General features: G+C 58.7%; 22 protein-coding genes and 7 pseudogenes. 11 read left to right on the top strand and 18 right to left on the bottom strand.

All coding sequences use genetic code 11. The features are described 5' to 3' along the window. Window positions 1-26: 26 nt before the first annotated feature. Window positions 27-311, bottom strand: a complete 285-nt coding sequence (locus tag B4589_RS18530; protein WP_394353861.1) for a hypothetical protein — start codon at window positions 309-311, stop codon at window positions 27-29. 407 nt (window positions 312-718) lie between these two features. On the opposite strand from B4589_RS18530, the gene B4589_RS17635 reads away from it, so the two are divergent. Next, window positions 719-1,270 (top strand): hypothetical protein, encoded by a 552-nt coding sequence (locus B4589_RS17635; RefSeq protein WP_079235462.1) that lies wholly within the window; start codon window positions 719-721, stop codon window positions 1,268-1,270. A gap of 45 nt (window positions 1,271-1,315) precedes the next feature. On the opposite strand, the gene B4589_RS17630 is transcribed toward B4589_RS17635, so the two are convergent. From B4589_RS17630 to B4589_RS17610, 5 genes and pseudogenes are all read right to left on the bottom strand, one after another. Continuing rightward, window positions 1,316-2,137: an SWIM zinc finger domain-containing protein gene (locus tag B4589_RS17630; protein WP_079235463.1), complete on the bottom strand. Its 822-nt coding sequence runs from the start codon at window positions 2,135-2,137 to the stop codon at window positions 1,316-1,318. A 126-nt stretch (window positions 2,138-2,263) separates the two neighbouring features. Then, entirely contained in the window at window positions 2,264-2,401 is a 138-nt protein-coding gene (locus tag B4589_RS17625) for a hypothetical protein (protein ID WP_176330577.1), read from the bottom strand. Between the two features lie 2 nt (window positions 2,402-2,403). Then, window positions 2,404-2,949: a type II toxin-antitoxin system death-on-curing family toxin gene (locus tag B4589_RS17620; RefSeq protein ID WP_079235464.1), complete on the bottom strand. Its 546-nt coding sequence runs from the start codon at window positions 2,947-2,949 to the stop codon at window positions 2,404-2,406. A 61-nt stretch (window positions 2,950-3,010) separates the two neighbouring features. After that, window positions 3,011-3,654 (bottom strand): annotated as a pseudogene (locus tag B4589_RS18375) (transcription initiation factor IIB family protein); the annotation flags it as partial. Window positions 3,655-3,683: 29 nt separating this feature from the next. Continuing rightward, window positions 3,684-4,250, bottom strand: a complete 567-nt coding sequence (locus tag B4589_RS17610; RefSeq protein WP_079235468.1) for a hypothetical protein — start codon at window positions 4,248-4,250, stop codon at window positions 3,684-3,686. Between the two features lie 400 nt (window positions 4,251-4,650). On the opposite strand from B4589_RS17610, the pseudogene B4589_RS18370 reads away from it, so the two are divergent. Both B4589_RS18370 and B4589_RS17605 read left to right on the top strand, forming a co-directional pair. Then, window positions 4,651-4,773: pseudogene (locus tag B4589_RS18370) on the top strand (AAA family ATPase); the annotation flags it as partial. A gap of 742 nt (window positions 4,774-5,515) precedes the next feature. Further along, window positions 5,516-6,772 carry an orc1/cdc6 family replication initiation protein gene (locus B4589_RS17605; protein ID WP_004594472.1) on the top strand — a complete coding sequence of 419 codons (1,257 nt, stop codon included), beginning with the start codon at window positions 5,516-5,518 and terminating at the stop codon, window positions 6,770-6,772. Between the two features lie 454 nt (window positions 6,773-7,226). On the opposite strand, the pseudogene B4589_RS17600 reads toward B4589_RS17605, so the two are convergent. The 3 genes and pseudogenes from B4589_RS17600 to B4589_RS17590 all read right to left on the bottom strand — a co-directional run bounded on the left by B4589_RS17600 (window position 7,227) and on the right by B4589_RS17590 (window position 9,077). Continuing rightward, window positions 7,227-7,823, bottom strand: a pseudogene (locus tag B4589_RS17600) (hypothetical protein). Between the two features lie 93 nt (window positions 7,824-7,916). After that, entirely contained in the window at window positions 7,917-8,240 is a 324-nt protein-coding gene (locus B4589_RS17595; RefSeq protein WP_004594473.1) for a hypothetical protein, read from the bottom strand. A gap of 171 nt (window positions 8,241-8,411) precedes the next feature. After that, on the bottom strand, window positions 8,412-9,077 hold the full coding sequence (locus B4589_RS17590; RefSeq protein WP_255246175.1) for a hypothetical protein: 666 nt from the start codon (window positions 9,075-9,077) through the stop codon (window positions 8,412-8,414). A gap of 480 nt (window positions 9,078-9,557) precedes the next feature. On the opposite strand from B4589_RS17590, the gene B4589_RS17585 reads away from it, so the two are divergent. The 3 genes from B4589_RS17585 to B4589_RS17575 all read left to right on the top strand — a co-directional run bounded on the left by B4589_RS17585 (window position 9,558) and on the right by B4589_RS17575 (window position 12,419). Continuing rightward, window positions 9,558-10,802, top strand: a complete 1,245-nt coding sequence (locus B4589_RS17585; RefSeq protein ID WP_006181004.1) for an RNA-guided endonuclease TnpB family protein — start codon at window positions 9,558-9,560, stop codon at window positions 10,800-10,802. A 253-nt stretch (window positions 10,803-11,055) separates the two neighbouring features. Further along, window positions 11,056-11,727, top strand: a complete 672-nt coding sequence (locus B4589_RS17580; protein ID WP_079235469.1) for a helix-turn-helix domain-containing protein — start codon at window positions 11,056-11,058, stop codon at window positions 11,725-11,727. Then, window positions 11,724-12,419: a nucleotidyltransferase domain-containing protein gene (locus B4589_RS17575; protein ID WP_079235268.1), complete on the top strand. Its 696-nt coding sequence runs from the start codon at window positions 11,724-11,726 to the stop codon at window positions 12,417-12,419. Before B4589_RS17580 ends, B4589_RS17575 begins: the two co-directional genes overlap by 4 nt. 124 nt (window positions 12,420-12,543) lie before the next feature. Here the strand turns inward: B4589_RS17575 and B4589_RS17570 are convergent, their stop codons facing one another. Together B4589_RS17570 and B4589_RS18365 are read right to left on the bottom strand one after the other, a co-directional pair. Then, window positions 12,544-13,473 (bottom strand): ArdC-like ssDNA-binding domain-containing protein, encoded by a 930-nt coding sequence (locus B4589_RS17570; protein WP_079235269.1) that lies wholly within the window; start codon window positions 13,471-13,473, stop codon window positions 12,544-12,546. A gap of 406 nt (window positions 13,474-13,879) precedes the next feature. Further along, window positions 13,880-14,164, bottom strand: a pseudogene (locus tag B4589_RS18365) (hypothetical protein); the annotation flags it as partial. Between the two features lie 136 nt (window positions 14,165-14,300). Between B4589_RS18365 and tnpA the strand changes: the two are divergent. After that, window positions 14,301-14,690, top strand: a complete 390-nt coding sequence (gene tnpA, locus B4589_RS17565) for an IS200/IS605 family transposase (RefSeq protein ID WP_079235270.1) — start codon at window positions 14,301-14,303, stop codon at window positions 14,688-14,690. Next, window positions 14,687-15,925 (top strand): RNA-guided endonuclease TnpB family protein, encoded by a 1,239-nt coding sequence (locus B4589_RS17560; RefSeq protein ID WP_079235271.1) that lies wholly within the window; start codon window positions 14,687-14,689, stop codon window positions 15,923-15,925. The genes tnpA and B4589_RS17560 overlap by 4 nt, the downstream gene beginning before the upstream one ends. Before the next feature lie 220 nt (window positions 15,926-16,145). On the opposite strand, the pseudogene B4589_RS17555 reads toward B4589_RS17560, so the two are convergent. Next, window positions 16,146-16,433 (bottom strand): annotated as a pseudogene (locus tag B4589_RS17555) (hypothetical protein); the annotation flags it as partial. Between the two features lie 435 nt (window positions 16,434-16,868). Between B4589_RS17555 and B4589_RS17550 the strand changes: the two are divergent. After that, entirely contained in the window at window positions 16,869-18,116 is a 1,248-nt protein-coding gene (locus B4589_RS17550; protein WP_079235272.1) for a glycosyltransferase family 2 protein, read from the top strand. Between the two features lie 194 nt (window positions 18,117-18,310). Here the strand turns inward: B4589_RS17550 and B4589_RS17545 are convergent, their stop codons facing one another. Continuing rightward, on the bottom strand, window positions 18,311-18,538 hold the full coding sequence (locus B4589_RS17545) for a UDP binding domain-containing protein (RefSeq protein ID WP_394353860.1): 228 nt from the start codon (window positions 18,536-18,538) through the stop codon (window positions 18,311-18,313). Window positions 18,539-18,610: 72 nt separating this feature from the next. On the opposite strand from B4589_RS17545, the gene B4589_RS17540 reads away from it, so the two are divergent. Continuing rightward, on the top strand, window positions 18,611-19,543 hold the full coding sequence (locus B4589_RS17540; protein WP_079235274.1) for an NAD(P)-dependent oxidoreductase: 933 nt from the start codon (window positions 18,611-18,613) through the stop codon (window positions 19,541-19,543). Between the two features lie 1,177 nt (window positions 19,544-20,720). Here the strand turns inward: B4589_RS17540 and B4589_RS17535 are convergent. From B4589_RS17535 to B4589_RS18360, 3 genes and pseudogenes are all read right to left on the bottom strand, one after another. Continuing rightward, window positions 20,721-21,020 carry a hypothetical protein gene (locus B4589_RS17535; RefSeq protein WP_079235275.1) on the bottom strand — a complete coding sequence of 100 codons (300 nt, stop codon included), beginning with the start codon at window positions 21,018-21,020 and terminating at the stop codon, window positions 20,721-20,723. A gap of 53 nt (window positions 21,021-21,073) precedes the next feature. Further along, window positions 21,074-21,295, bottom strand: a complete 222-nt coding sequence (locus B4589_RS17530; RefSeq protein ID WP_079235276.1) for a hypothetical protein — start codon at window positions 21,293-21,295, stop codon at window positions 21,074-21,076. Window positions 21,296-21,413: 118 nt separating this feature from the next. Next, window positions 21,414-21,737: pseudogene (locus tag B4589_RS18360) on the bottom strand (hypothetical protein); the annotation flags it as partial. A gap of 150 nt (window positions 21,738-21,887) precedes the next feature. Between B4589_RS18360 and B4589_RS17525 the strand changes: the two are divergent. Beyond that, window positions 21,888-23,135, top strand: coding sequence for an RNA-guided endonuclease TnpB family protein (locus tag B4589_RS17525; RefSeq protein WP_079235277.1), 1,248 nt, complete (start codon window positions 21,888-21,890; stop codon window positions 23,133-23,135). A 76-nt stretch (window positions 23,136-23,211) separates the two neighbouring features. Here B4589_RS17525 and B4589_RS17520 read toward each other — a convergent pair. Further along, window positions 23,212-23,586 (bottom strand): annotated as a pseudogene (locus B4589_RS17520) (nucleotidyltransferase domain-containing protein); the annotation flags it as partial. Continuing rightward, window positions 23,587-24,252, bottom strand: coding sequence for a helix-turn-helix domain-containing protein (locus B4589_RS17515; RefSeq protein ID WP_079235278.1), 666 nt, complete (start codon window positions 24,250-24,252; stop codon window positions 23,587-23,589). Window positions 24,253-24,272: the final 20 nt, after the last annotated feature.

The raw sequence follows: 24,272 nt of genomic DNA, 5'->3' as shown, positions 1-24,272 counted from the left end.
TTCGTACTCTTCAGCGACCAGACGTTTCAGCCGATAATATGTCTGAAGAATAGGATTTCAACAGAGCCGAGTTCTTCTTTGAGAGCAAGCCCATGGGGCTCATCGCCACCAACAATTACGTAGAGGAGGTCTCGTTGGAAGCCAGTCAAGTCGTACATAACTGTATCTAACTGGCACATAGCGCTCTCGCATATGTCTGTTGCCACCTCCTGCCCGCAAACGGGGCACCAGAGGAACTCGAACAGTGCCTCACTGTGTCGGTCAAGTACTTCAAGGGTCATAGGTTGACTAACCCGGACGTCCTGGGCCACTACCTCGTGCCCGGCGGAAAAACAGCGCCCAGCGCTCACTCACCGTTCGGCGCCGTAAACGATGTGTGCGGGAGCTTCGTACCCACAGTCGGGGCAGTCGACCATCGCTGGACTTTCGCCCCGTCTGCCGCCTTCTCGCCGATGAGGACGTCGTCGCGACGCGTTACCGCTGGGGGTCACCTTTACGGTCGTTGTCCAGCCTCGTGTCCGGAATGTGGGACGCCTCGACGGTCGGCCGCAGTTCCTCAAAGCCGGAATATCGGTCGTACATCGGTTGGCTCATAGCTTCTGTCGGTATCGAATTTCAACGTCCGGACGCCCTCGCTCGCAACGCACTCTCGATTATACAAGAGAGTACAAATATATATGAGAGTTCAGCGCCAACACTGTCGTAAGAGGTGCCACACATGTCCGAATCCTCGCGAGATGGGGTCCAGTCGTGGACTGAGTCGATGAGCGCCCGCGACCGTATTCGAGCGGTCGCCGAGACGCTTCGCGAACCGCGGTCGGTCAACTGGATTAGCGAGCAGGCCGACGCCGCCTGGAGCACGACCAACGAGGAACTCCAAGCGCTCGTCGATCAGGGCCAGCTGCGTCGTGTCGAGGCCGGCGAGACCACGCGCTATCAGCCGGACTACACGCGGCTGCTCTTCGAGGAAATCCGGACGCTCATCGAGGCGAATACTCGCGAGGAGCTACGCAACGAACTGGCGGCGATCACCGAAGAGATCGAGGACTGGCAGGCGACCTACGACGTTGAGACATGGGAAGAGCTCGAACAGTCGCTCGCCGACGGTGATATCGCAAGTGACGAACTTCGTGAACGCCGCGACGTTATCGGACGTTGGGAGGAGAACCAGGAAGACCGCCGACTCATCAAGCACGCGTTGGCGCTCTACTCGGACGTCGAAACCGCTCGCGAACAGATGATCGACGTGGCTGACCGCGAGACAAACTAATTTTCGCGATCGTCGAACTTGCGGGCGTCATCGAGGGAGACACAGCTATTCGTCGGACTGTTCGCCCAGCTTCTCTCGAAGCTCGACTGCTGCCTTCTCGAAGTGTTCCGCGAGGAACGGCGTTTCCGATGTCGCCCGTTCATTGAGGAATGCGACGGCGTCAGTGATTGCATCAGCGTCGCGCTCCGCGGTCGCGACACAGTCGACATATCCGTCGAGTGCCCGACTGAACGCACGCGAGAAGTGGTCGTAGGCACCGTCGACGCGCTCCATGTTGTCGTCGAGCGACTCGACGAGGGCCCGATAGACGGTCGCCGCCGACGCGTACCGCCCCTGATCGCGGTACTCGTTCGCGAGATCGAACCACTGCGTGAAGTCGATTGGCTCGAAGACAACGTGGTACTCAGGGTTCGTCTCTTCGAACCGCCGGTCGATCGAGGTGCGAAGCTCGTCGACCGACTGTCTCGTCGGCTCGCCGACGCGAGCGAGAAACCGATCGCGGAGATCCGCATCGGTCGCGAGTTCGTCACGCAGGAACGCGCGGAGTTCGTCGATATCGGCGCCGTTGAGTGCGGCGTCGAGTCGATTGCCTTCGTCTGAGGGAGGGTCGTCTACACACCGAAGCAACACGGCGACGACGTGCTTGCACGCTCCCGGCCCGTCGTACGGACAGTCGCACCACGGGGCAAACCCGTCGGTGGCAAGGTCAACACGAACATCATACTGATGGCTGCCACTCACGACGGCGGTGACGGTGCTGTCGACGCGGTGAATCTCGTGGATACGACTCTCAGCAAGATATCGTTCGCCGCGTTCGAAGACCGCATCCGTGCAGACATCTCGAACCGCGTCCTCGGCTATGTCCATGTGCGTGGACAATGGTTCTAGCGCGAACGGGAAAACCGATACGTCGACCTCGCCTGCGCTCCGGATTGGAACGGTCTCACTAATACTGTTGCAGTACGACGTGGAATCCACAGCTTGGCGGGAGTCCTACTCGGTCGCGAGTTCGTCGTAGATTTCCTCGTGTTCGTCGAGGTCTTGGCGTCCGAGGAACCGAATGAGACACTGCCGTGCCTCTTCGGGGGACATCTCATCGGGAATCTCGGGCTGCTCACTTTCAGCGGCCATCCTTATTCCTCATTATGGGATTCGTCGTCATAATCGTTCGGTTCTTTGGATTGCTGATCGACTGTGTCGTGCTCCGTCGATAGCTGGTCTGTGCCTTCAATACGTGACAGCCAGAGGTTGATGGTCGCCTCGTACTCCGGGGCAAGTGGTTCTGTGTGCGTTCGGAGATACTCGCTCACGTCGTTCTCATCGACACCAGCCTCATCCGTCGCGAGCGCCTTTAGAATCTCTTTGATCGTCCGATCATAGTCAAATCGCAGACCATTCAAGGCGTAGAAAATTCGAGTCGACATGAGCGCCGTTCGCTTGTTGCCATCGACAAATGGATGATTCGCCGCAATGAGCCGCAGCAGCTGGAATGCCTTCTCGTGGATCGATTCGGGCACCTGACCGAAATGGCCTTCCTGAATATGTTCAACGGCGTATTCGATATCGCCTGGCGAAGAGATACCAGCGGTCGTCTCCGCATTTGACTCCACGATCAACTCGTGGATGTCACGGATATCAGCAGCCGACAAATAGCTGATTGATTCCGATTCTTCGTCCATTATCGATATCCTTTGTTACAATGCATATCTAACCTCTGCTTTCTGCAGATGCCTCTCGTTTCTATGTAGTGCTTTTGGTGCCCACTTTTTGTTTACCGTCCAACTGTTGTAGTGTGTCTCGATGGGTTCGAACCGCTGTCGATGAAATGTTGGCGGTTTCTGCAACCTTGGATTGCGTCAACCATCGGCCCTCTTCGCGACCGGCCTTGTAGAGGCAGGCCGCGGCGAACCCGGCCGGATGGACGCCCGTCGTGACGCCGCGCTTTTCGGCCTGCTCTGCGAGCGTTCGGGCCCGTTGTCGGATCTCGTCCGAACACTCGAGGTCGGAGGCGAGTCGCGGCACGAACATGCTGAGGGAGACGGGCTCAGCTCTTCATTCAGCGTTTTGTACGCGTTCGTGACTCGTGACTCCGCGACCCGGACCATCTCGCTGACCTCGCTCAGCAACCGCGAGAGGCCGTTGCACCGGTAGGCCCCGTAGAAGCTGGCCGCGGCGATGGCCTCGATGGATCTGCCACGAAGCAGGTCCTCGTTCTGGGCGCTCCGGAAGAGCTGACATACCTGAGAGCGCACTGAGTCAGAGAATTCGAGGGCACTCGCCAGCCGGCGTACCTCGCCCAACCCGTGTGCGAGATTCCGTTCCGCTTTCGACCGCCAGCGACCACAGGTCTGCTCACGGCGCATCCGCCCGAGTCGCTGGCGCTGGATGCTCGGCGTCGCCACTCGGATGTCGGTTACTCTTCGAGACGTTGGAGCAACTGCGCGACGTACTGGTTGTTTTCCCAGCTTTGATGTGTGATGGTCGTGAGCAGCGTTCGAACCGTCTCGTGGCTCAGATGTCCGTTCCGGGCGTAGTCGACGATGAGCCGCGGCGTTGGGACGATCCGCGGCCCCTGCAGCACGGCGTGAATCAGCGGGAAGTTCGTCCCACCAAACTCGTCGGTGAGAAACCCCTCGACAGCAAGCGCGTTCGCGAGGACAATGCCATCGGTCTCGCTGTCATCGAGGCCGAACGTCGGCCGCGAGTCTGGTGTCTCCTCGCGCTCGTACGGATCCTCGATAGTGTAGTGGCCACGGGCTGCGAGGACGTTACTCGCAGCTGCCCCGTGGATATCCTGATACTGCGTGATGTCACGGAGTTCCGCGACCACTTCTGGCGGCACGAATACCTCACACGATGTGAGTAGATACTGGAATGGGTCTGGGGTGCCGGTATCGACAGTCGCGTCGGCTCGGGGAACCGCGAGACTGACGAGTGCGCTGGTGTCGGCGACGACCGTTCGCAGTCGCCGGCCGTTCATCGATCATCGTCGGCTGCGGTGTCGACCGCTGTCGCATCGCCATCGTAGACGTCGACGTCTGATGCCGACGCGGTCTCTGACAGTGCAATTGAGGCGACGCTCGCTGATCGCATCGAGACTGTCCGGGCGGCTATCGGGAGCGTCAACGGATTAGAAACGCGCGACCCGACGCCCCACGAGTCGCTGACCGTGGCGCGCGAATACTGGGGACGTGATGACGACCTTCCCAACGAACTCGTTGAGGACCTCCTTACCGACGATCAGGACGGCAAGCACAGCGAGGACCTCACCGATCGTCTTGCCCGAGTAATCGAACCCGAGATGTGGGATCCACGAAACGGGTGGGTGCAGATCGGCGACCAGTATGCGACGGCCCTCTGGCTAGCCGAGTATCCCACAGAGACGGCGAGTGCGGACGTATCTCTCCAAGATGGTCCAGTACAACCTCGTCGATGCGGAAGGCACGAGCCGGGACCGGGAGTACTCACTCGTCGGTTCGGAAGCTGCGTCGCCAATGCAGTAATATCCTGTCTCCGATTGGGTGAGATCGAGCGGCAATCAATCGAACCCTTGCGGAATCGCGAAACGCCGAAATCACGGGATACTAGTACTGAGTGCCGACCGCGAATCGAGCATAGGCCATGAACAGTTAACCAACAGACCGTCAATACATGCGCTTTGTTGGTTAATCGATGATCTGTATCGGTCGAAATTCGAACCAGATGAACGACAGGGATCACGGAGAGTAGATTCAGAAACGGTCATCGTCGGGAAGTGGGACCGAGCGAAACATGTGGAAAGAGGTCCACGGTCATCGATCGATTGGTGTCGGGAAGGGTAGATTTCGACTGGAATATCGACCAGGCAACGATGGTAGCAGGGAGAGGGCGACCAAAGTTGCCAGTATTGCCAATAATACCGTCGTTTAAGTACCTCTCTCACTCCACCATTGCCAGTAACGAGGGGAGAATGGACGGGAGGGCAGAAGCTGTCACGTCTCTAGTCTAGTTACTGTCATCTAAACCTACTATAGCTAGTTGAGTTTTCGCTAGTGCGGGTATGGTTAAACGTGCAATGTATTAAGAGTATCGTTGGTTAGAGAGGGGTCAACGACCCCCTCCAGTTGTTGCAAAGGTTTACTGGCAATAGTGGAGTGTGTGTGTTTTATAAGTGGTTGCGGTACTGGCATAACTGGTTCGAGCGGTGGGTTAGTGGTGATACTGGAACCCATGGTTTTATGATGGTTCTTCGTCTTGAGTCCGCCTATGGGCCGATTCAATCGAGAATCGTTCATCATCCAGGACAAAGACGTCCTCCGGGATGATTACCAGCCAGAGACACTCGAGGAGCGAGACGAAGAACTCGACGAATATGCGGCCGCTCTCCGTCCCGTCATTCAGGGCTGGCAACCGAACAACGTCTTTCTCTATGGCGTTACCGGCGTCGGGAAGACAGCTGCTACGCACGATCTTCTTGAGGAGCTGCAGGAATCCGCCGGAGAGTACGACGACGTCGATCTCAACGTTATTGAACTCAACTGTACTGGCTGCACCACATCCTATCAGGTAGCGGTCAATCTCGTGAACGAGATTCGCTCTCCTTCTCACCCTCTCACCACAGTCTCGTCTTCGCGCGAACCGATGAGCGAAACCGGGTATCAACAAAAACGCATCTTCAACGAACTCTACAACGACCTTGAGTCGATCGGTGGGACTATTCTCGTGGTTCTGGACGAAATCGATAACATCGGCTCGGATGACGATATTCTGTACGAGCTTCCACGAGCACGCTCGCAATTGGATCTCGATGTGAAAATCGGTGTGGTCGGCATCTCGAACGACTTCAAGTTCCGAGAAAACCTCTCTCCAAAAGTCAAGGACACTCTCTGCGAAGAGGAAATCTTGTTCCCTCCGTACGACGCGACTGAACTGCAGAATATTCTCAAGCACCGAGCCGATATCGCGCTCTACGACGATGTCCTCGAATCAGATGTAATCCCATTGTGCGCAGCATTCTCTGCACAGGACTCGGGATCTGCTCGGCAGGCATTACGGTTACTCCGGAAAGCAGCTGATATCGCCGAGAACGACGCGATGGCGGGTGGAGAGGCGAAAATCACCGAAGACCACGTTCGGGAGGCCGAGCATCAGATCCAGCGACAACAGGTTGTCGAAGGGATGCATTCGTTGACCCGGCAGGGGCAATATGTATTGCTGACTGTCTGTCAGCTAGCGGCAGAGGGAGAAACACCCGAACGGACGAAACTGATCTATGAGCGCTATCGAGAGGTTCTTCGTAATCACGGCAGTGAACCACTGAAACGCAGGCGAGTACACGACCACCTGTCGGATTTGAGCCTCCACGGGATCTTACGGTTGGTCGACTCGTCGAGTGGACGCGGGAACTACAACGAATACGAGCTTGATGTCTCTCTGTCGTCGGCCCTCGACGCACTCGAGAGCGAACTAGGTGAGCTCAACGACATTCGTGAAACTGCCAAGCGGCATCGGGTTCTGGAGTGACTTCTCAACCGACAATACCAGTACTGCCAATACCCTCTCCACTTTTGCCAGTAACCGCGCAACCGTCAGTGCCAGTTTCTCCAGTACCCTCTCCGGTGTTGCCAGTAACTTCCTTGTTCCAATCAATCCGACTAGTTACTATCAGGACCACCGTTGCCAATTTCATCAAATAGCGTCTTGTCCTCCGATTTTACTGGCAATAGTGGAGTGTCTGACAGCATCTAAACGAAATTTCATTTACGAGCATTTGTAATCGCTCTCCAGTGGACTACTTATCGCGTGAGGGTTCGTGGTTCGAAGACCCAATCTTGCACGGATTCACCCCGCACTTACTACTCGAAAACGGGGGATGTCTTCCTGTTCGAGTTCATTCGTTGTCTGGGCCATCGGTGAACAGGATTTCGTGGAGAAACGACAGAAACGTCGGGGGTGGGAGTAACCGATTCGTCTCTGTCTACGGGTATTCCTGATCACTCACGAGAGCCTCGGTACACTCGACGAGGTCGTCCTCAGTCGTCCACCGGCAGAGACGCCTAGCATCGTTGAGCATCTCGAAGATCGCGGTCTGCATTCCACTGTAGGGACTCTCGACGGCTACGTTTGTGTCGATCGCGTCCACATCTATCGTATTGTACGTCGTGTTTGAACACGTGCGTCTTCGCAAAGTACTCCTCGAGAGCTGTGAAGTAGCCCTGCTCGACGAGGAAGCAGCCCTGGGCGTGTTCGGTGACGCCCACGATGACGTCTGTATGATCGGCGAGCAGCCGGAACTTGAGGTAGGTTTTCGTCCACTCGCTTCGAATGTTGATCATCAGGAACGCGTACGCACCGGGCTGTCGGTTGAGGCGATCTTCTACGAGCTGGAGAGGACGGATTTCGGGTTTCCCGTAGCTGCCGAGGACAAAGTACGAATTCTCAGCTGAGAAGATCGGCGTGAGCTTCGCAACACTCTGTTTCAGCGCTTCGTATTCTTCCGGTGTGGGTGAGCTTCGTGCAGATACTCGTCGGCTTTCTCGGCGAGTTCGTCGACAGTGACCGGATCCTCACTCATCAACTCGGGACTTCTCCCGTACCCTGCGTCTTTCACTTCGCAGACGGGGTGTCTCCCCGAACAACTGGCCATCCGACTGAGGTACTAGTCCGTCTACTCGTCCGGATTCACTGGGGATTTGTACTTTGATTTGACACGATCTCCTTCCCGCCACTGCCAGTAGTAGTAGCGGTTATCGTTGATCTCCTTGATCGTGATCGTCGCCTTCGTCGGGACATCATCGGGGAGGTCATCGGGTCGCTCGTCGATCTCGTCTTCCTCCTCCGCTTCGGCAAGGCGGGCCTGGCGCTCGCGATGCTCGGCGAGGTCCTCGGCATAGTGGGCAACGTCTCGGAGCAGCTCGGGTGAATAGTCGTTGAGTGTGTCGATGACGTCGGTGGGGAGGTCCGCTGGGGGCGTCGGTGGCTCGTAGGACATGGGCCGATCTGTGTTAACCAACAAAGGCGCAAACCGCATAGTTTTGTTGGTTAAGCCGCTACCAACGGCTCTCACCGGTTCTCCAGCAGCTGTATCAATACTCGAAACTCTCCATCAAGGAGTTTCGTCTGATGTTACAGCCCTTCGAGCATCCTCGAACTCTGGACGAATCTACGAGTTCGAGGGGAGGCGCCCATCAGGTCGTGGGACCTGCCCCTGTTTGATCTCATGATCGACTCGCCGGAGGTGTTTACAGCCGCCCTCGGGCGTACGCTTCCGCCAGTCTGGACACGTACACGACCCGCTGATCACGTCGACTTCGTACCAGTTTCCGGACGCCGATCGGACCTCATAGCGGCCACCCTTTTCGAGCAGCGAGACGGCCATCGATTCGTCGACGGCACGGCTGGTTCGCGGCTCGAGGTCGTCGTGCTGGGTCGAGTGCTCCGTGACGACCATCCGATCGCGCACGTCGCCGGAGCGGCCGCCGTCTGGGGCAACCGCAGCTTCGGGATCCTGGAGGCGATTCGCAAGCAGGGCCTCAACCGGATGCCCCTCCGGCCACAGATAGTGGACTTCCCGCCGCTCGCGATGGTCGTAGGAGCCACAGGCGGCTGCGCTCCCGATCCAGACACGCCACGCCCCGAGTGCTGCCATCACGTCGACGATGACTCGCGGAACAGCGTCGTACTCGTCGGGGTAGAACACCCGGAAGCGAGTACACTCCTCCTGCGGCGGAACCGTCTCCCACCACTCGACGTCGTCGTCCCAACTGTTGCACATCGCGTCGTCCTCTCCGTAGCCGACAGTCACGCCGTCAACCTGCGGTATCTCCACCGATGTGTCGTCAGCCTCGTCTTCGAGCAGCCGAAGGACGGCGTACCGGAGATACTCGTGATTCGGATTGTCTGAAGATTGGGCGACCTGCTCGTGGTGCTCTGCGACTCGCTTTGCCTCGTCGAGAACGGTCGTTAGCTGAATGCAGGCGTTAAGCCCCCGTCCTCAAGGAGCAACGCAGGGCGAAGCCTGAGTAGCGTTAACGAGACGTTTCGCGTCTCGTCCGCACACCTGGACGCGACGCGTTCTGGGGACGCTTTAGGTCGGAGATACAGTGCCGTCATACACTGTTGCAGGCCCACAGGCCTACGCCCACCGAAGCTATTACACGTGTGACGTGCATAGCGTGCATTACGGTGAAACGGAAGACAATCACCATTCGTGAGGATCAAAACGAGTGGATTGAGGATCAGCACCTCAACCTCTCGTCGTTCGTCCGTGAGAAATTAGACGAAGTAATCGAAGAACGCGAGTAGCCCTATGTACTACGCCTACAAGTATCGCCTTGAGCCGTCCGACGCCCACCGCGAGGAGTTAGACCGCCACCGCGATATCTGTAGGCAAGTCTACAACCACTTCCGCAAGCGACTCGGCGAGTACCGCGAGAACCACGGCGAACTGCCGTCGATGACCACCCTGCGGTCGGAACTTCCCGACCTCAAAGAGTGGTGGGACGACCTCTCAGATGTGTACTCGCGGACACTCCAAGTCGTTGTGGAACGGCTGTTCGACAACCTCAAGGGACTCTCCAAGCTCAAAGAGAACGGCTACGGCGTCGGCCAGCTCAAATGGAAGCCGCCACGGGAGTACCGCAGTTTCACCTATAGCCAGTGTGGCTTCGAGCTCGACAAGAAGGGCGGTCACGCTGTGCTCTCCCTCTCCAAAATCGGCGATATCCCGATACGGCTCCACCGAAACATCCCTGACGACGCCCAACTCAAGCAGGTCACGGTCAAGAAAGAGCCGACGGGTAAGTGGTTCGCTACCTTCGGCGTCGAAGTTGACCGCGAACCACCTGAGAAACCCGACGAACTCACCGATGTAGTGGGTATAGACGTAGGGATTCTGAAGTACGCCCACGATACCGACGGTCACGCCGTTGAGTCGCTCAACCTCTCCGACGAGCGCAAACGCTTGGAACGAGAGCAACGAAAGCTCTCACGGAAGCAACACGGCTCTGCCAACTACGAGAGGCAACGTCGACGCGTTGCGGAGTGTTATGCGGACCTTCGACGCAAGCGCCGTGACTTCTTGCACAAGCTCTCGAACTACTACGCTCGGGAGTACGACCTTGTGGCGGTCGAAGATTTGAACGTGAAGGGAATGATGGAATCCCCGTCGAACAGCCGCAACACCGCGTCGGCGGCGTGGCGGACGTTCCTCTCGTTGCTCGAATACAAGTGCGAGCGCGAAGGGACGCATTTCGTGGCGGTCAACCCGAGAGGGACGACCAAGGAGTGTGCGTCCTGTGGTGTCTCGACGGAGAAGCCGTTGTGGGTCCGTGAACATTCCTGTCCTGCCTGCGGGTTTGAGGTAGACAGAGACGCGAACGCGGCGTGGAACATCCTATCTCGCGGTTTGCAAGACGTAGGAATGGGATACTCCGAATCAACGCCTGTGGAGACTGCGCTCCCTACGGGAACCACTTCGGTTCCTGCAAAGCGCGTCGTGGAAGCAGGAAGCCCTACCCTCAAGAACCGAGCTGCGTCAGCGGCGAGTGAGTAGGGCAGTTCACATATCGGTCGGTCATGGGTCGGTGGAGACGGGAGTGCGCCTCCGCCCCTCGGCGGGCGCTGATAGACTTAACCAACGAATAGCGGTCAATCGAATTCCCCGTTGGTTAATTCATCTCTACTCGAATGCTGAGCCGGATCGGATTACCGGAGCCAAGAATAGTATATCTGTATAGAGATAACTCTATAGGGGATACGGGGGACAAGACTAATACTGTTAGATGCGATACCGATAACTAGCGATGATGGAGTACGTCGACGAGACCGCGGCGAAGATTATGTTAGCGGTCCGGCCGGGGGATTCGATCCGGCGGATCGCCCAGAAGATCGACGGCTCCTACTCCTGGGTCTATGACTGGATCGAGCGATTGGAAGACGCGGGCTTCATTCGGCGTGATGACGGCGTCTATATCGCGAATTACGCTGTCAGGGATCGCTACTACGATCTCGTCGCAGCGATCTCTCGATCGGTGGCTCCGTCAATCGACGACGGCTACGTCATTCCCCACTTCGCGGGGATGCCCTTTGCGTACACGAAAATCGACGGCGTCTACGTCTGGACCCACGGCGGCTATCAGATCGCCCGCGGCCACGACGACTATCCCATCTTCATCCAGGTCGCCGACCAAGACGTCGACCAGTGGACAGCGTTCTTTGATGAGTTCGGGATTCCGAGCCGGATCGAAGAGCGGCCGGATGCGACCGACTCCGACGCGACCGTCTCGTACGTGTTGTTCCCGACGAGTGAGGGCATCACTCGCGAGTGGGTCGACGGCAATCCGGTCATTCCGTTGGATGAGGCAATCGAGCACATGTTGGAGTACCGGGTGAACTACGAGCCGGCGTTGGAGATGATCGCCGACGAGTACGACCGCGATATCGACGCGTCCCACGAGGATCCGCGTCTCAATGCATGAGCCTCGGTGAACGCGAAGACGAACTACTGGATACGCTGGAGGCAGTCATTGACGCTGACCTGCCGTACGTGCTCGTCGGTGGGTGGGCGATCGCGGCGTTCAATCAACGCTTCACGACGGACGTCGACGTCGTCATTCCGGCACAAGCGGTCGACGACTACACCGACCTTCTCACCGACCGCGGCTACGAGAAAACGGCCGATGTCGAGCGAAACGAGCTCTACGAGGGCCGTACCATCCGGTTTGAGAAGGACATCGGGAATCCGGTTCGGTTCGACGCGATGGTCGACGCGCTGGGCTGTCGCCAGACGGAAGCTGAATGGTCGTATCGCTATCTGGCCCAGCACTCTGTCACTCAGGAACTGCGAACCGGGCGCCCGGTAACAGCCAGGATTCCGGAACGGGAGTTGCTGTTTGCCGTGAAACTCCACAGTGGCCGCAAGGCAGACTCCCGGGATCTGGTGGTGCTTGCTGCTGGCGCGGATTTCGACCGGATCGCGACTCATCTGCATCGCGGGGAGTCCGAGAAGCTCGCTGGTCGCATTGAGACTGTCCTGGACCGACTCACGTCGGAAGATTTTGCAGACGCGTTCAAAGGGGTCTTCGAACAGCAAACGGTTCCCGACCAAGATATCGATGCCGTCGTCGAGTTCCTTCGTGACCAGCAGCGCCGAATCGATTCTGAATTATAACATCGACTGCCGGTGGGTATGTCTTGGGACCGATCGAAACACGCAGGATCGGACGCCGAACGAATTAACCAACAGAGTGGACAAAGTACCCCAAGGCGTTGGTTAACATCCGGGGAAGGCGTGTTCAGCTCTCAGCGACCGTCCCAATGATCTCCTGCGCGGTCGAACTGATCCGGCCGAGTCGCTCCTGAATGCTCTCCGCATCGTCGTCCTGCCACGCGGCAAGATAGAACGCTGATCCGCTCGTATCGAGGTCGAAATACCGCCCGACGATGTACGCAACGGCTTCGGCTTCGATCTCGCGTTTTGCACGCTCGGGTTCGTCGACGACATCGAAATGGAGCAGTGCGTGGGCGTACTCGTGAATTAGCGTCACGGCGAGATCGGCCTGATTCGCTCTATCTTTCGCTTCGACGACGGGTTGGCATTCGTGGAGGTTCCGGTGTTTGCAGACGCCTTTTGCGTCGCCATGCTCCCACTCAGCAGCGTCGACGACACGGACGTCGATATCGAGCGTAGCTGCCGCATCACGGAGCGCTGGCACCAGGTCGTCGGCGTCACCAGCTGCCTCGGTTTCCAACTCGGGGAGCGGTTCGCCCTCGGTTTGAGATACATCGAAGACTGCCGTTGGTTTGAATCCAACCAGTCCTTCGGACCACTCCTCGGGCGGTGTTTCGTCGTAGTCACAGTCGCTCTGCTTGTGGTAGCTCGGTGAGTTCTCGCACTCAGGGCACTGCTTCGTAATAATCGGTGCCCAGATCCAGATCGCCTGTTCGCCCTCTTGGACGTGCCGGTCGAACTCCGACCGCCACGTATTGTAGCCCGCTACGCGGGTCGCCTCGGGACACTGGAGCTTGATCAAGAGGGTGTTGCGATAGGAGTAGTCGTGGAATCGGGACTGGACATCGAGCCACTCCTGGAACTGTTGGCTGGCTTTTGCCTCGTCGACGTCTGCGACGAGCTCGTCGATCCAGTCTTCGATGGTACTGTGCATTTCGTCGTGTCGGGTGTCGGTCTCCTCGAACGAGACCCCCGACTCACTGGATGTCATCATGGATTGCATCACATCGAGTACGACGACGTCTCCGAGAAGTCAGGACGCGCCGCACCCCTCGGGGGCGCACGATAAACATCGGCGCTACTTCGGGGGGTTTAGATCGGGGCTGCTATCGGAGGCTGGGATTAACAACCAGTGCGACACAATCACCGGGAGGATGGGTCTCGTTGAAACGCTTCGCGGGGTCGTTGGTACTCGCACGTCCACGACATCTACCCTATATGAGTGCCGGCACTGCGGAACGACCCTTTCCGAGGATGCCGAAACGTGTCCGACCTGTGGTGAAGAAGAGGTTGCCTGCTACCAGTTCTAAGCGAATTTCGTTTAGTCTGCACAGATTACGGTCAGCACTACTTCTGGCCGGTAGTGTCCAGCAGCCCCCCACAGTGTGAATGGGGATCAGTTAGCGAAGCGCTGCTTTCTCGTCAGCGAGGCCGATCGTGACGAGATACTCGAGGAACGTATCGAACTGGTCGACATCGCTCGGCGTGTCCGTCGCGAGGTGTCGAACCCACTCGATCGCCCACTGGAACGCGGGATCGGTTCCGCCCTTGCCATGTATATACCACCAGCGGGCGGCCTTCAGGACGACGAGCGGATTCGTCGGCGGCTGCTCGCTTGCGAGTCCACGGGTGATTGATCGGATTTCCTCGGGTACCTCAGCGGGATCGACCTCGCCTGATAAAGTTACGAGCGCATACCCCGTCTTTAGGCGGGGGTCAAGCGGACAATAGCCTACACTCCCATCAACGACGCCATAGCTGGATTTTCAACCGTTCTATAGGTAGTATTAAGACTCCGACAGACCATAGTATGCAACACGGATGAAGACCACACGGCACGCAACCTACAACCTCAACTACCATATTGTGTGGTTGCCGAAGTACCGCAACTCGGTACTCGTCAACGAGGTCGCAGACCGTGTGCGAACCATCCTCCACGAAATAGCCGACGACAAAGGCGTCGAAATCCTTGACCTCACCGTACAACCCGACCACGTTCACCTGTTCGTCAGTAGTCCGCCCAAGAACGAACCGGCACTACTCGCCAACTGGTTCAAGGGCATCTCCTCGCGCAAGTACAACCACCGACACGCAAATCATAACGGCGAGAAAATTCGGTGGGCGCGAGGGTACTACGCAGGGACCGACGGGCACGTTTCGAGTGAGACAGTCGAGAACTACATCCAAGAACATATGGAGGGAGATTCGTGACCGAACTCACGAAGACGCTGGAACTCAAACTTGTGGACCCGAACGCGCACAAGCGGAGGAAACTCCGAGAGACGCGAGAGGCGTACCAGCACGCCCTCCAAGACGCCTTCGACGCCCGATGTACTACGCAGACCGAAGCGAACGACGTGGTGGTCAACTACGAACTGAGCGGGTACGCGAAGAACGCGCTCAAGTCCTACGTCCCGCAACTCACGACGACGTACAACGCGGGGGAACTTCACGACGACCACCCTGTTCGCTTCACCAACGAGGGGCTACGGCTCGACCACAAGCCCGAGAACGCTATCGAGTGGTACGTCAAAATCCCGCACCACGAGGACTACCACCTCTGGATGCCAGCCCAGCCGAACCCCAAACAGCGGGACTGGCTCGAAGCGTTGAACGCTGGTGACGCGGAGATGGGCGAAAGTCGGCTGTTCCAGCGGGACGGAACGTGGTTCCTCCACATCACCGCCACCCGCGACGTGAACGATGGTTCCGAGGCGCCCGCCGAAGAACGGACGCCCATCGGTGTCGATATTGGGGAAGCGTCGCTCGTCACGGTGTGTCACCGCGACGACCACGGTTCTCCGACCGCTCCCGAATTGTGGGCCGACGAGGGCAAGACCGTTCGTCGGCTCCGAAAGACCTATTTCACCGCCAAACGGCGACTTCAGAAGCGCGGAAGCGAGCGTATCGCAGAGTCGTTCGGTGACGACCTGTGGAACCAGATAGACGACGTGTTCCACCGCGTCACCCGCGAAGTCGTGGAGCACGCCGAGTCCGTCGAGAATCCCGTACTGGTTCTGGAAGACCTGACGTACATACGGGAGTCGATGGACTACGGCGAGAATATGAACCGCCGTCTCCACGGATGGGGGTTCGCCAAACTTCACGCGCAGATACGCTACAAGGCCGTTGAGAAGGGTATCCCGGTCGAGACGGTGAACCCGCGCAACACGTCGAAGGAGTGCCACGCGTGCGGTGAGGTAGGGTATCGTCCGAAGCAGGCGACGTTCAAGTGTACGAACGAGGCTTGCTGGATGGACGAGTACCAAGCGGATGTGAACGGAGCAGTGAACATCGCAGACCGCTACCTCAGCGGAGAGAGTCGTTCCAGAGAACACGAGAACGACGATGACTCGGCTGAGGATGGGGCGCGTTTGACCGCGCCACAAGACAGCCAAGCCGATGCTGACACCCAGCAGGCGACGCTTGGAACGTATGCGTCTTGAAACCGTAGGGTCGGGCGAACACTCGGCCTGAAATCCCGTGGTGAGATTCCCGCGTCTTCAGGCGCGGGAGGAGGTCAATGGGTGTTCGATACGTCGACTGGAATGTCGTCGATCGAGACATCGTTCGGACGCTGTTGTTGACTCACGGAAATCACCTTCTCGGAGGGCTTTCTGGATCGAGCCCTCGCCCCCTCTGGGGCGCGAAAAACCACTCGTGGCGTCACGCCGGCGGAATGTACACGCTCTGCTTGCCGGCGATCTCCTCGAGGTTGTTCCGATGGCGATGTGAGAAGTAGCACTCGTAGCTGCAGTAGCCACAGAGCACGCCGGTATCGTACTCAGCGATGAAGGGACCGCGCTGAGTCGTCCAGACGTTCGCTTCGCATTCGGTACACACAGCACTATCGAGATCGGTTGGTGACGGGCCCTCGTACTCGATTTCGAAGGAGTTGTCCTGTGATGTTGAGTCGGGCCAGGCGCCATAAGACTGCCAAAAGGCCTTGATTCTTCCTGTACAAGGGTGAGGCACCTGCGGATTCCACAACGGAGAACGCGTACCGGGAGCTCCATCTGTGGATCAACGTGACGGCACCTGAGTGAACCGCCTCGAGGTCAAGCCCCGAGGCACTCAGCCTGCTCCGTCTGTAGGGGATCTGTTAGCGTAGGGCTATACTGAGAAACCGCCTTAACCAACAACCGGGTCAGCGAGTATGGATTGTTGGTTAAGGATTTGAGACGCCAATCCCTTTGCTCTCGGAAGGAGTTCTTTTCCAAATCAAGAGCTATCGACGGAACCGGGGTATCTGGGACATCAACCCGCACCGACTTCACCCAAGATTTCGTTCATTCAGCGACCTGTTAGGAACATGCTTATGTTGACTAGATTCACATTAACGTACAGAATCTACCATGGGAGCGCAGCGAGGACACGTTGGAGGGGACAATGCCTAGTGTAAATGCCGATCAAGAGGTTGTTGAACAGGGCGGCGAGTACCAAATCGAGCAGGCGCCAGGACTGGACGAGCGGCGGGAGGGGGACGGCGTGCTGTTGCCTGGCGACAGCGAGGCGACCCCTCAGATTTCGCTCGTAATGCCCACGCTCAACGAGGAGGAAGGCATCCGGGAGTGTATCCAGCGAGCGAAGAACGCCTTTCGTGAGCTCGGGGTACAAGCCGAGATCATCGTCTCGGACAGTTCGACCGACCGAACACCCGACATCGCCCGGGAGGAGGGCGCCATTGTCGTCGAACCGGACGGGAAAGGGTACGGCTACGCCTACCGCTACGCGTTCGACAAGGCCCGCGCCGACGTGATCGCGATGGGTGACGCCGATACGACCTACGACTTCGAAGAGCTCCCGAAGCTGTACGACCTCGTCGCCAACGGCGACGCCGATATGGCGATGGGGAGCCGTCTCGAGGGGGAGATCAAGCCAGGCGCCATGCCGACTCTCCACCAGTACGTTGGGAATCCGCTCCTGACGAAGTTCCTGAACACCTTCTACGGCGCCGGCGTTAGTGACGCTCATTCGGGAATGCGCGTGTTCACTCGCGACGCCTGGGAAGAGATGGGCTGTGAGACGACGGGGATGGAGTTCGCGAGCGAGATGATCATGCAGGCCGGTGCCGCCGACCTGACAATCGAGGAGTTGCCGATTGTCTACCACGAGCGCGAGGGCGAAGAGACCCTCGAGAGCTTCAAAGACGGCTGGCGGCACGTCCGGTTCATGCTGCTGAACGCGCCGGGGTATCTGTTCTCGGTACCCGGGATGATGATTGGCCTGTTCGGAATACTGCTGATGGCTGGCGTTGCCTTCGGCGTTCCCGGGAGTTCGGTGACGCTCGGCCCGAACACTATGATCGCGGGGAGCCTATTCACGATCGTCGGGTATCAGGTAGCATCGATGGGTGCGTTCGCGACGATTAGTGGTGACCCGATCAGGAAGCCCGACGATCCCGTGACGGAGTTCGTCGTCGATCGGCTGAGTCTGGAACGCGGGGCCACGGCCGGGATCGTGGTTGGTGGCGCGGGTGCGGTGTACGCCGGTTACCTGGTCGTGACGTGGGCCCAGAGCGGGTTCACGTCAGTGCCGTTTACCGTCGCGTCGTTACTGGCGTTCACCGCGATCGTCATCGGCGTCCAGACGGTGTTCTCCGCGTTCTTCATGAGCGCGATGGCGAGTTCGCGGTAGATCGGGAACTGCTCGGTGTCCGAGATTCCTGATCGCTCGGCTCGTGTTGCAGTCGAGAGACACACCCGACACCGACTGAAAACTGTGATTGGTCGTGTGTTCGGACGGGCATACATCCCCTAACGGGTGTATTCATGTTGGAGTGGTACATGTGGATTATCAGGCGGCCCGTGAGTTCGCTATTGCCTTGATCGCTACCAGGTCAGTCCCTCGTACACAATGCCGTCCTGGCGATCAATTGCGCGGCGACCATCGACGACCACCGGCGTCGCAATCACGTCAAACTCCTCATCGAGGTCCGCAATCTCCGGCCAATCCGTGACGACGAGCGCAGCGACTGCGTCGTCGAGTGCCTCAGTCGGCGTGTCAGCATACTCCGGGAAGTGCTCGCGCATGTTCGCTGTCGCAACCGGGTCACCCACACCCTTGAGTCGGCAGCACGATCGCCGTTCCCGACCACAACGCTTTCCCCCAGTTGCCAAACACGAACCACCATGGAGAACCAACGCGTCCTCGTCACGGGCGGCGGCGGCTTCATCGGGTCGAACCTCGCCAACCACCTCGCCACACAGAACGACGTCATCGCCGTCGATGACCAGTACCTCGGTACCCCTGAGAACCTCACTGACGACGTCGAGTTCATCGACGCCTCCGTCGTCGACAATGACCTCCCCACCGACGTCGACGTCGTGTTCCACTTAGCGGCACTCTCCTCGTACAAAATGCATGAGGACGATCCCACGAATGGTGCCCGCGTCAACGTCGAGGGGTTTGTCAACACGATCGAACAGGCTCGCAAGGACGGCTGCGACACCGTCGTCTACGCGACCACGTCCTCCATCTACGGCGACCGCACCGAACCCTCGCCCGAGAGCATGGACGTCGAAGCCCGAACTGGCTACGAAGCCTCGAAACTCGCCCGGGAGCGCTACGCGGAGTACTTCCACAACTTCCACGACATGACGCTGGCCGGCCTGCGCTTCTTCTCGGTGTACCAGGGCTTCGGCGGCGCCGAGGAACACAAAGGCGAGTTCGCGAACACCGTCGCCCAGTTCACCGACAAGATCGCGAACGGCGAACAACCCGAACTGTTCGGCGACGGCAGCCAGACCCGCGACTTCACGCACGTCGACGACGTCGTCCGAGCCTGTGAACTCGCCGCCGACCACGAACTCCAGGGCATCTACAACGTCGGCACCGCGGAGAGCTACACGTTTAACGAGATGGTCGACATGATCAACGACGAACTGGGCACCGACGTCGACCCGAAGTACATCGAGAACCCGCTGGAGGTGTACGTCCACGACACGATGGCCGACTACTCCAAACTGCACGAGGCGACGGGCTGGGAGCCAACCATCGACTTTGAGGAAGGTGTCACGCGAGTTTGTGAGCCGTACAAGGACTCGGTAGTCACGGAGAACTGACTCCCTATGAGTCGCTACCCACGATCCGTCCGATCCTCACGCGTGAAGTGCATCCACTGCAACGCCCCCGCTGCAGAAACCATCGACGGCGCATACGTCTGCGTCGAGTGTGGTACGACGGTCATCGGCGCCCGCGACTAGCACGCATACCCCTCCGAGACCGCCACGTATCCCTTCCCTCTCGATACGGCGAGAGTACCGGTTGATCGCCCACAGCGAGCCGGAAAGCTGATTAACCAACAAATACCGGGATAGGCACGGGGTGTTGGTTAAGACTGCATAGTCTCGAGGCCCCGAACTTCGTCTCGACCCATCGAACGAACACTGACCGGCGTCGCCGCCACGAACCGCCCACTGGACGAATCCTTGGCCATTACTCCTCGGAAGAGCCATCCTCACGATTCCGGTCGGCAACCGCCTCCCGAACAGCCTGCACCCCAGCATCTACATCGTCGGCGGCCCCCGGCAGTGACGACCGCCCCGCGGCAGTCGGGTCGAAATCGATCACCTGTTCACGTACCGTCCGCAAGCACACATCGCCACGGCATGCAAGAGACCTGGGCGGCTGTCGCCAGTCCACCCCCTGACGTACGTGGTGGGGTGAGGGATGTGGACTCACCTGTCGTCGCCGGGCGCTCGCGACGACGGCCGACGACGGGGCACTCGCTGATACTGGGAGTGATCGCGATCGGCGACCACCATCACGGCGTGGTCGCATGGGGTCGATTCAGCCGGGAGCGTCCTGATGGGCTGCTGTGTCGCCGGGCACGGCTGCTTGCGAGCGGCCGCTCTGGCTGTGCGACCACAGCCGCGTAACTGGGGCGGGGCGTCGACGCCTCGGTACCGGCAGCCCCTGGTTGTGCAGGTATGAAGTGGGGTGAGAACAACAATACGGCATGGCCTCGTACGTACAAGGATACTGCCACCAATGTGACGCCGAGCGACAGTTGATTCAAACTGTCCCATGGCAGAGCAACTGCTGCCGGAACTGTGGAGACACGAACGTTGAAGTCGAAAATAGCTAACCGTTTCACCTGTACTTGGCGATTTGCCTCTGATCCTTTGACCGACAGACGCTCCGTATTCAGTAGCCATTGAAAAACTGTCAGCGGCTTAGGATTTCAACAGAGCCTTCAGACTATAACATTTCGACGAATAACTAATCAATAGGGGCAGTCTATTCTTCGAAGAGACAGCGAGCGGCCGCATCCTCACCGTTGAGGGTTTGCTGATCCTCGTCCGTATCAGCGAAGAGTGTTGACTGATCTCCCTCGGATGTTTGCTCAACTTCGGGCCGGTCGTCGACGCCGAACTCGCTCGCCTCGGGCCGATCGCGCCGCGAACACCGGTCGCGATGATCCACGTCCGCGCCAAAATCCTCGAGTGATGTCTCGACGCTTGTTTCGGTCACTTCGAGCTGGCCATCGTCGCCGAACGCGGTCTGTCGTTGAATCTCGATCTCGGGTCGATCGCTCATCTCATTCGAGCCTCCGCCCACCGAGGCTCCGACAAACAACCCCCGCTGTCGCGTCAGTCGTCTCGTGCGCGGATTTCGCTGGCCCGATCTTCGAGCCGGCGCAGGATCTGGACACGCTGCTTGTTCGCGTTCTCGTAGGCGACGCACGCTCGCAGCGTCTCCATATCGTGAATCGTCACGATGCCGGCGTTGATGAGTCGCGTATTCTGGGGTTCGAGGCGTTGTTCTGGTGACAGTTCGTTCGAGTCTGGGTCGTGCCCTCCTGTGTCGCTCATGGATGGTCGCCTCCGCTCCCGCTGAGGCGAGGACAAACAGCGTCGGTTCTCTCTGGGCGTCCCTTCTCAGCGATAGCTACGCACAGATACCGTCGCTGTAGGCCTGGAAAACGCTATTTTACTTCTGCTGTCGCTTGAGGAATTCGAGGAGCGTCTCGATGTCGTCGGCTGATGCCGACGATTGGCCGAACATGCTCTTGAATCGGTGATCCAGCCCACCTTCTTCGATGAAGGCTTGGGCCTCACTGAGCTGCGACCGGAGGGCATCAGCATCGCCGCGGTGGAGATGCGACTCGACGCCATCGAGGTCGATCGCTGGGATTGCGGCGAGGACATCAGCGAGATCCGTCTTTCGGCCGCTATGGAGTTTCGCGGCGACGAGGATTTCTCCGTCAGCTGCTCGTGCGGTCGTCGACCGGGTCCCGCCCGAAATCGTCGTTTCAGCGTAATTCAAGGTGGAGCCTCCGTCCTCAAGGAGCGACCGGAGGGAGCGAGTAGGCCAGAGAGGAAACCGGTATGGTACGACACAACCGGCGCACTCCGGCCGGCAGACTCCCGGATATATAAGTACCGCCGCCCTTTCTCTGAAGTTATGTGTGTGCGTCGTACCGCCGTCGTGAAACTCGCTGTTTCCGACGAGCAACGCGACGCACTCCACCGAACCGCCGACCAATACCTGTACTGCGCGAACCGAACCGCCGACTACTGTTGGTCCGGCACCGCGTTCACTGAGTGCAAGACCAACAAACGGGATGTTCGTGATGCGCTCTACTCCGACCTTCGAGAGGAGACAGAGTTACAGGCACAACTCGTCCAAGCCGCCATCCGACGCGCCGTCGAAGCCGTCAAAGCCGTTGTCGAACGCTGGAAGAAGGGACAGCGCGTCTCTTGCCCCACGTTCACCACCGAAACGCTGGACTACGACACGCGGAGCGCGACCTTCTACCGCAACAAGGTGTCGCTGGCAACTGTCGAGGGGAGGGTCGAACCCTCGTTCGTTCTCCCGGCAGACAGCCCGACACCGTACGAGCGGTACGTACTCTCAGAGGACTACGAGTTCCGCGAAAGTACGCTTCGGTACGATGCGACCACCGACGAGTTCTACCTTCACATCTCGACGCGGCAGATTGACAGCGACGACGAGGTTTCGGAAGATACCGGGCACTCCGACCAAACAGTCCTCGGTATCGACCTCGGTGTCAACAGCCTTGCCGTCACCTCCACCGGCACGTTCTGGCAGGGTGACGACTACGACCACTGGTGCCGCGAGTTCGAGAAACGGCGTGGTGAGATGCAACAGCGCGGCACGCAAGCCGCGCACAACGCCCTGCTTCGACTCGGGAAGCGAGAAGAAGCGTGGCGGAAGCAGTACATCCACACCGTCGCCAACGAACTCGTCTCGGAAGCCGTCGAACACGACTGCGACGTTATCGCGTTCGAGGATTTAACGGACATACGCGAGCGACTTCCACACGCGAAGTGGCACCACGTGTGGGCGTTCCGACGCCTCTACGAGTACGTTTCCTACAAGGCCCCTGAACAGGGTGTCTCCGTGGAGCAAGTCGAACCGAACCACACGTCTCAACGCTGTTCTCGGACGGACTGCGGGTTCACGCACGAGAATAACCGCCACGGTGAACACTTTGAGTGCCAGAAGTGTGGGTATGAGGTGAACGCGGACTACAACGGCGCGAAGAACGTCGGGCTACGCTACGCCCGGAAGCGGAGACATAGACTCCGTTCCTCGCCCACGTCGGGGGGCGGAGACGCACGAGTAGACGTGCGTATAAATGGTGGGACGTTGAACGGCAAGAGTCACCAGCGTATTGCTGGCGACTGATTGCCGGGAGTCCACATCAAAGCCCCATCCCTCAAGGACCGAGGCGCGTATGCGCCGAGGGAGTAGGGTGGGGTAGTTTACTACTGTGGTCACGCAGATAGTCGAACGACCATTCCGCCTCGGTTTGCTGACAGCCAAGCCCATTCACGAGAATATCGACGCCGACCGGATGGGGGAGTCCTTCGGTCCGTTCAAAGACGTCGACTTCCCGATCATAGATGGTTTCTTCCGGTGGAACTTCGAGCTCGGTCGTCCGTTCGAAACCGCGTGCTTCGAGGAATGCCACGACGTCGTCGTAGTCATCCGGGGCGATGACGAGATCCAGGTCGGTCGAGAATCGCGGTTCGAACTGACTGATCGCGTACCCACCAACGAGGACGAATCCGATGTCGGACTGTTCCAGTTCGTCGAGGACTTGGATGAGCGCCTCACTGCGGTCTTCTTGGCTCATTTAGGCTGGCTCTATGCGGTAATCCGCGTCGGTGTCGACGTCGTCGTACATCCGGCCGAGCATGTCGAGTGCCGACTGGAAGGTCGCGTAGTGCTCATTTGCGAATGCCACGGTTTCCTGAAGCGAGATGACGGGCCGTCCGTCGACCATCTCGGCATCGATCTGCGACCGGGGCTCAAAAACGAACTGGATGGCACCATCAAGGTCGTCAGTGGGCTGGCGTTCCTCGGCAGTCGGGATTCCGAACCGATTGAAGAACGCTGTCCAGGCGTCGAGCTCGGACTCGTGGACGGTGATGAACAGCGGGTAGTCCGCCGGATCGCGAGCGACCTGGTAGCCACCGCGAGTCCAGACGTACACTGCATCGATGGATGTGAATGCATAGTCCAGGCCGGCAAACTGGGGGAGAACGTATGCCTCCGTGATGGATGGCGGCGAGGTGGTTGCTGCCGCCGTCAGGAACTCGAGACCGGCGTCTCGAATTGTCTGGTCGACGAGCTGGAGGCCATCATCGTACGCGACGTATCCCGCGTCTTCGAGGCGATTTACGACGCGCCGAATCGTCTCGCGGTTCTCGTCGATCTTTCGCGCGATGCCAGAGATGGAGTCCCCTGGATCGAGCGCGAGGATGACCTTGAGTTCCTTCTCACCGCATACTTCGTACATCCTATAGTTACACAATTCTG

Source organism: Halolamina sp. CBA1230 (assembly GCF_002025255.2).
Lineage (GTDB): Archaea > Halobacteriota > Halobacteria > Halobacteriales > Haloferacaceae > Halolamina.
Note: the sequence above shows the minus strand (reverse complement) of the source record. Positions and strands in the feature narration are given on the sequence as shown.

What these genes read in the sequence shown, in the direction of transcription:
- B4589_RS17530 (WP_079235276.1), bottom strand. Translation starts at nt 21,295, where the DNA reads ATGAGCGACACAGGAGGGCACGACCCAGACTCGAACGAACTGTCACCA.
- B4589_RS17605 (WP_004594472.1), top strand. Translation starts at nt 5,516, where the DNA reads ATGGGCCGATTCAATCGAGAATCGTTCATCATCCAGGACAAAGACGTC.
- B4589_RS17620 (WP_079235464.1), bottom strand. Translation starts at nt 2,949, where the DNA reads ATGGACGAAGAATCGGAATCAATCAGCTATTTGTCGGCTGCTGATATC.
- B4589_RS17580 (WP_079235469.1), top strand. Translation starts at nt 11,056, where the DNA reads ATGGAGTACGTCGACGAGACCGCGGCGAAGATTATGTTAGCGGTCCGG.
- B4589_RS17630 (WP_079235463.1), bottom strand. Translation starts at nt 2,137, where the DNA reads ATGGACATAGCCGAGGACGCGGTTCGAGATGTCTGCACGGATGCGGTC.
- B4589_RS17635 (WP_079235462.1), top strand. Translation starts at nt 719, where the DNA reads ATGTCCGAATCCTCGCGAGATGGGGTCCAGTCGTGGACTGAGTCGATG.
- B4589_RS17625 (WP_176330577.1), bottom strand. Translation starts at nt 2,401, where the DNA reads ATGGCCGCTGAAAGTGAGCAGCCCGAGATTCCCGATGAGATGTCCCCC.
- B4589_RS17515 (WP_079235278.1), bottom strand. Translation starts at nt 24,252, where the DNA reads ATGTACGAAGTATGCGGTGAGAAGGAACTCAAGGTCATCCTCGCGCTC.
- B4589_RS17550 (WP_079235272.1), top strand. Translation starts at nt 16,869, where the DNA reads ATGCCTAGTGTAAATGCCGATCAAGAGGTTGTTGAACAGGGCGGCGAG.
- B4589_RS17570 (WP_079235269.1), bottom strand. Translation starts at nt 13,473, where the DNA reads ATGATGACATCCAGTGAGTCGGGGGTCTCGTTCGAGGAGACCGACACC.
- B4589_RS17575 (WP_079235268.1), top strand. Translation starts at nt 11,724, where the DNA reads ATGAGCCTCGGTGAACGCGAAGACGAACTACTGGATACGCTGGAGGCA.
- B4589_RS17610 (WP_079235468.1), bottom strand. Translation starts at nt 4,250, where the DNA reads ATGAACGGCCGGCGACTGCGAACGGTCGTCGCCGACACCAGCGCACTC.
- B4589_RS17540 (WP_079235274.1), top strand. Translation starts at nt 18,611, where the DNA reads ATGGAGAACCAACGCGTCCTCGTCACGGGCGGCGGCGGCTTCATCGGG.
- tnpA (WP_079235270.1), top strand. Translation starts at nt 14,301, where the DNA reads ATGAAGACCACACGGCACGCAACCTACAACCTCAACTACCATATTGTG.
- B4589_RS17525 (WP_079235277.1), top strand. Translation starts at nt 21,888, where the DNA reads ATGTGTGTGCGTCGTACCGCCGTCGTGAAACTCGCTGTTTCCGACGAG.
- B4589_RS17595 (WP_004594473.1), bottom strand. Translation starts at nt 8,240, where the DNA reads ATGTCCTACGAGCCACCGACGCCCCCAGCGGACCTCCCCACCGACGTC.
- B4589_RS17585 (WP_006181004.1), top strand. Translation starts at nt 9,558, where the DNA reads ATGTACTACGCCTACAAGTATCGCCTTGAGCCGTCCGACGCCCACCGC.
- B4589_RS17535 (WP_079235275.1), bottom strand. Translation starts at nt 21,020, where the DNA reads ATGAGCGATCGACCCGAGATCGAGATTCAACGACAGACCGCGTTCGGC.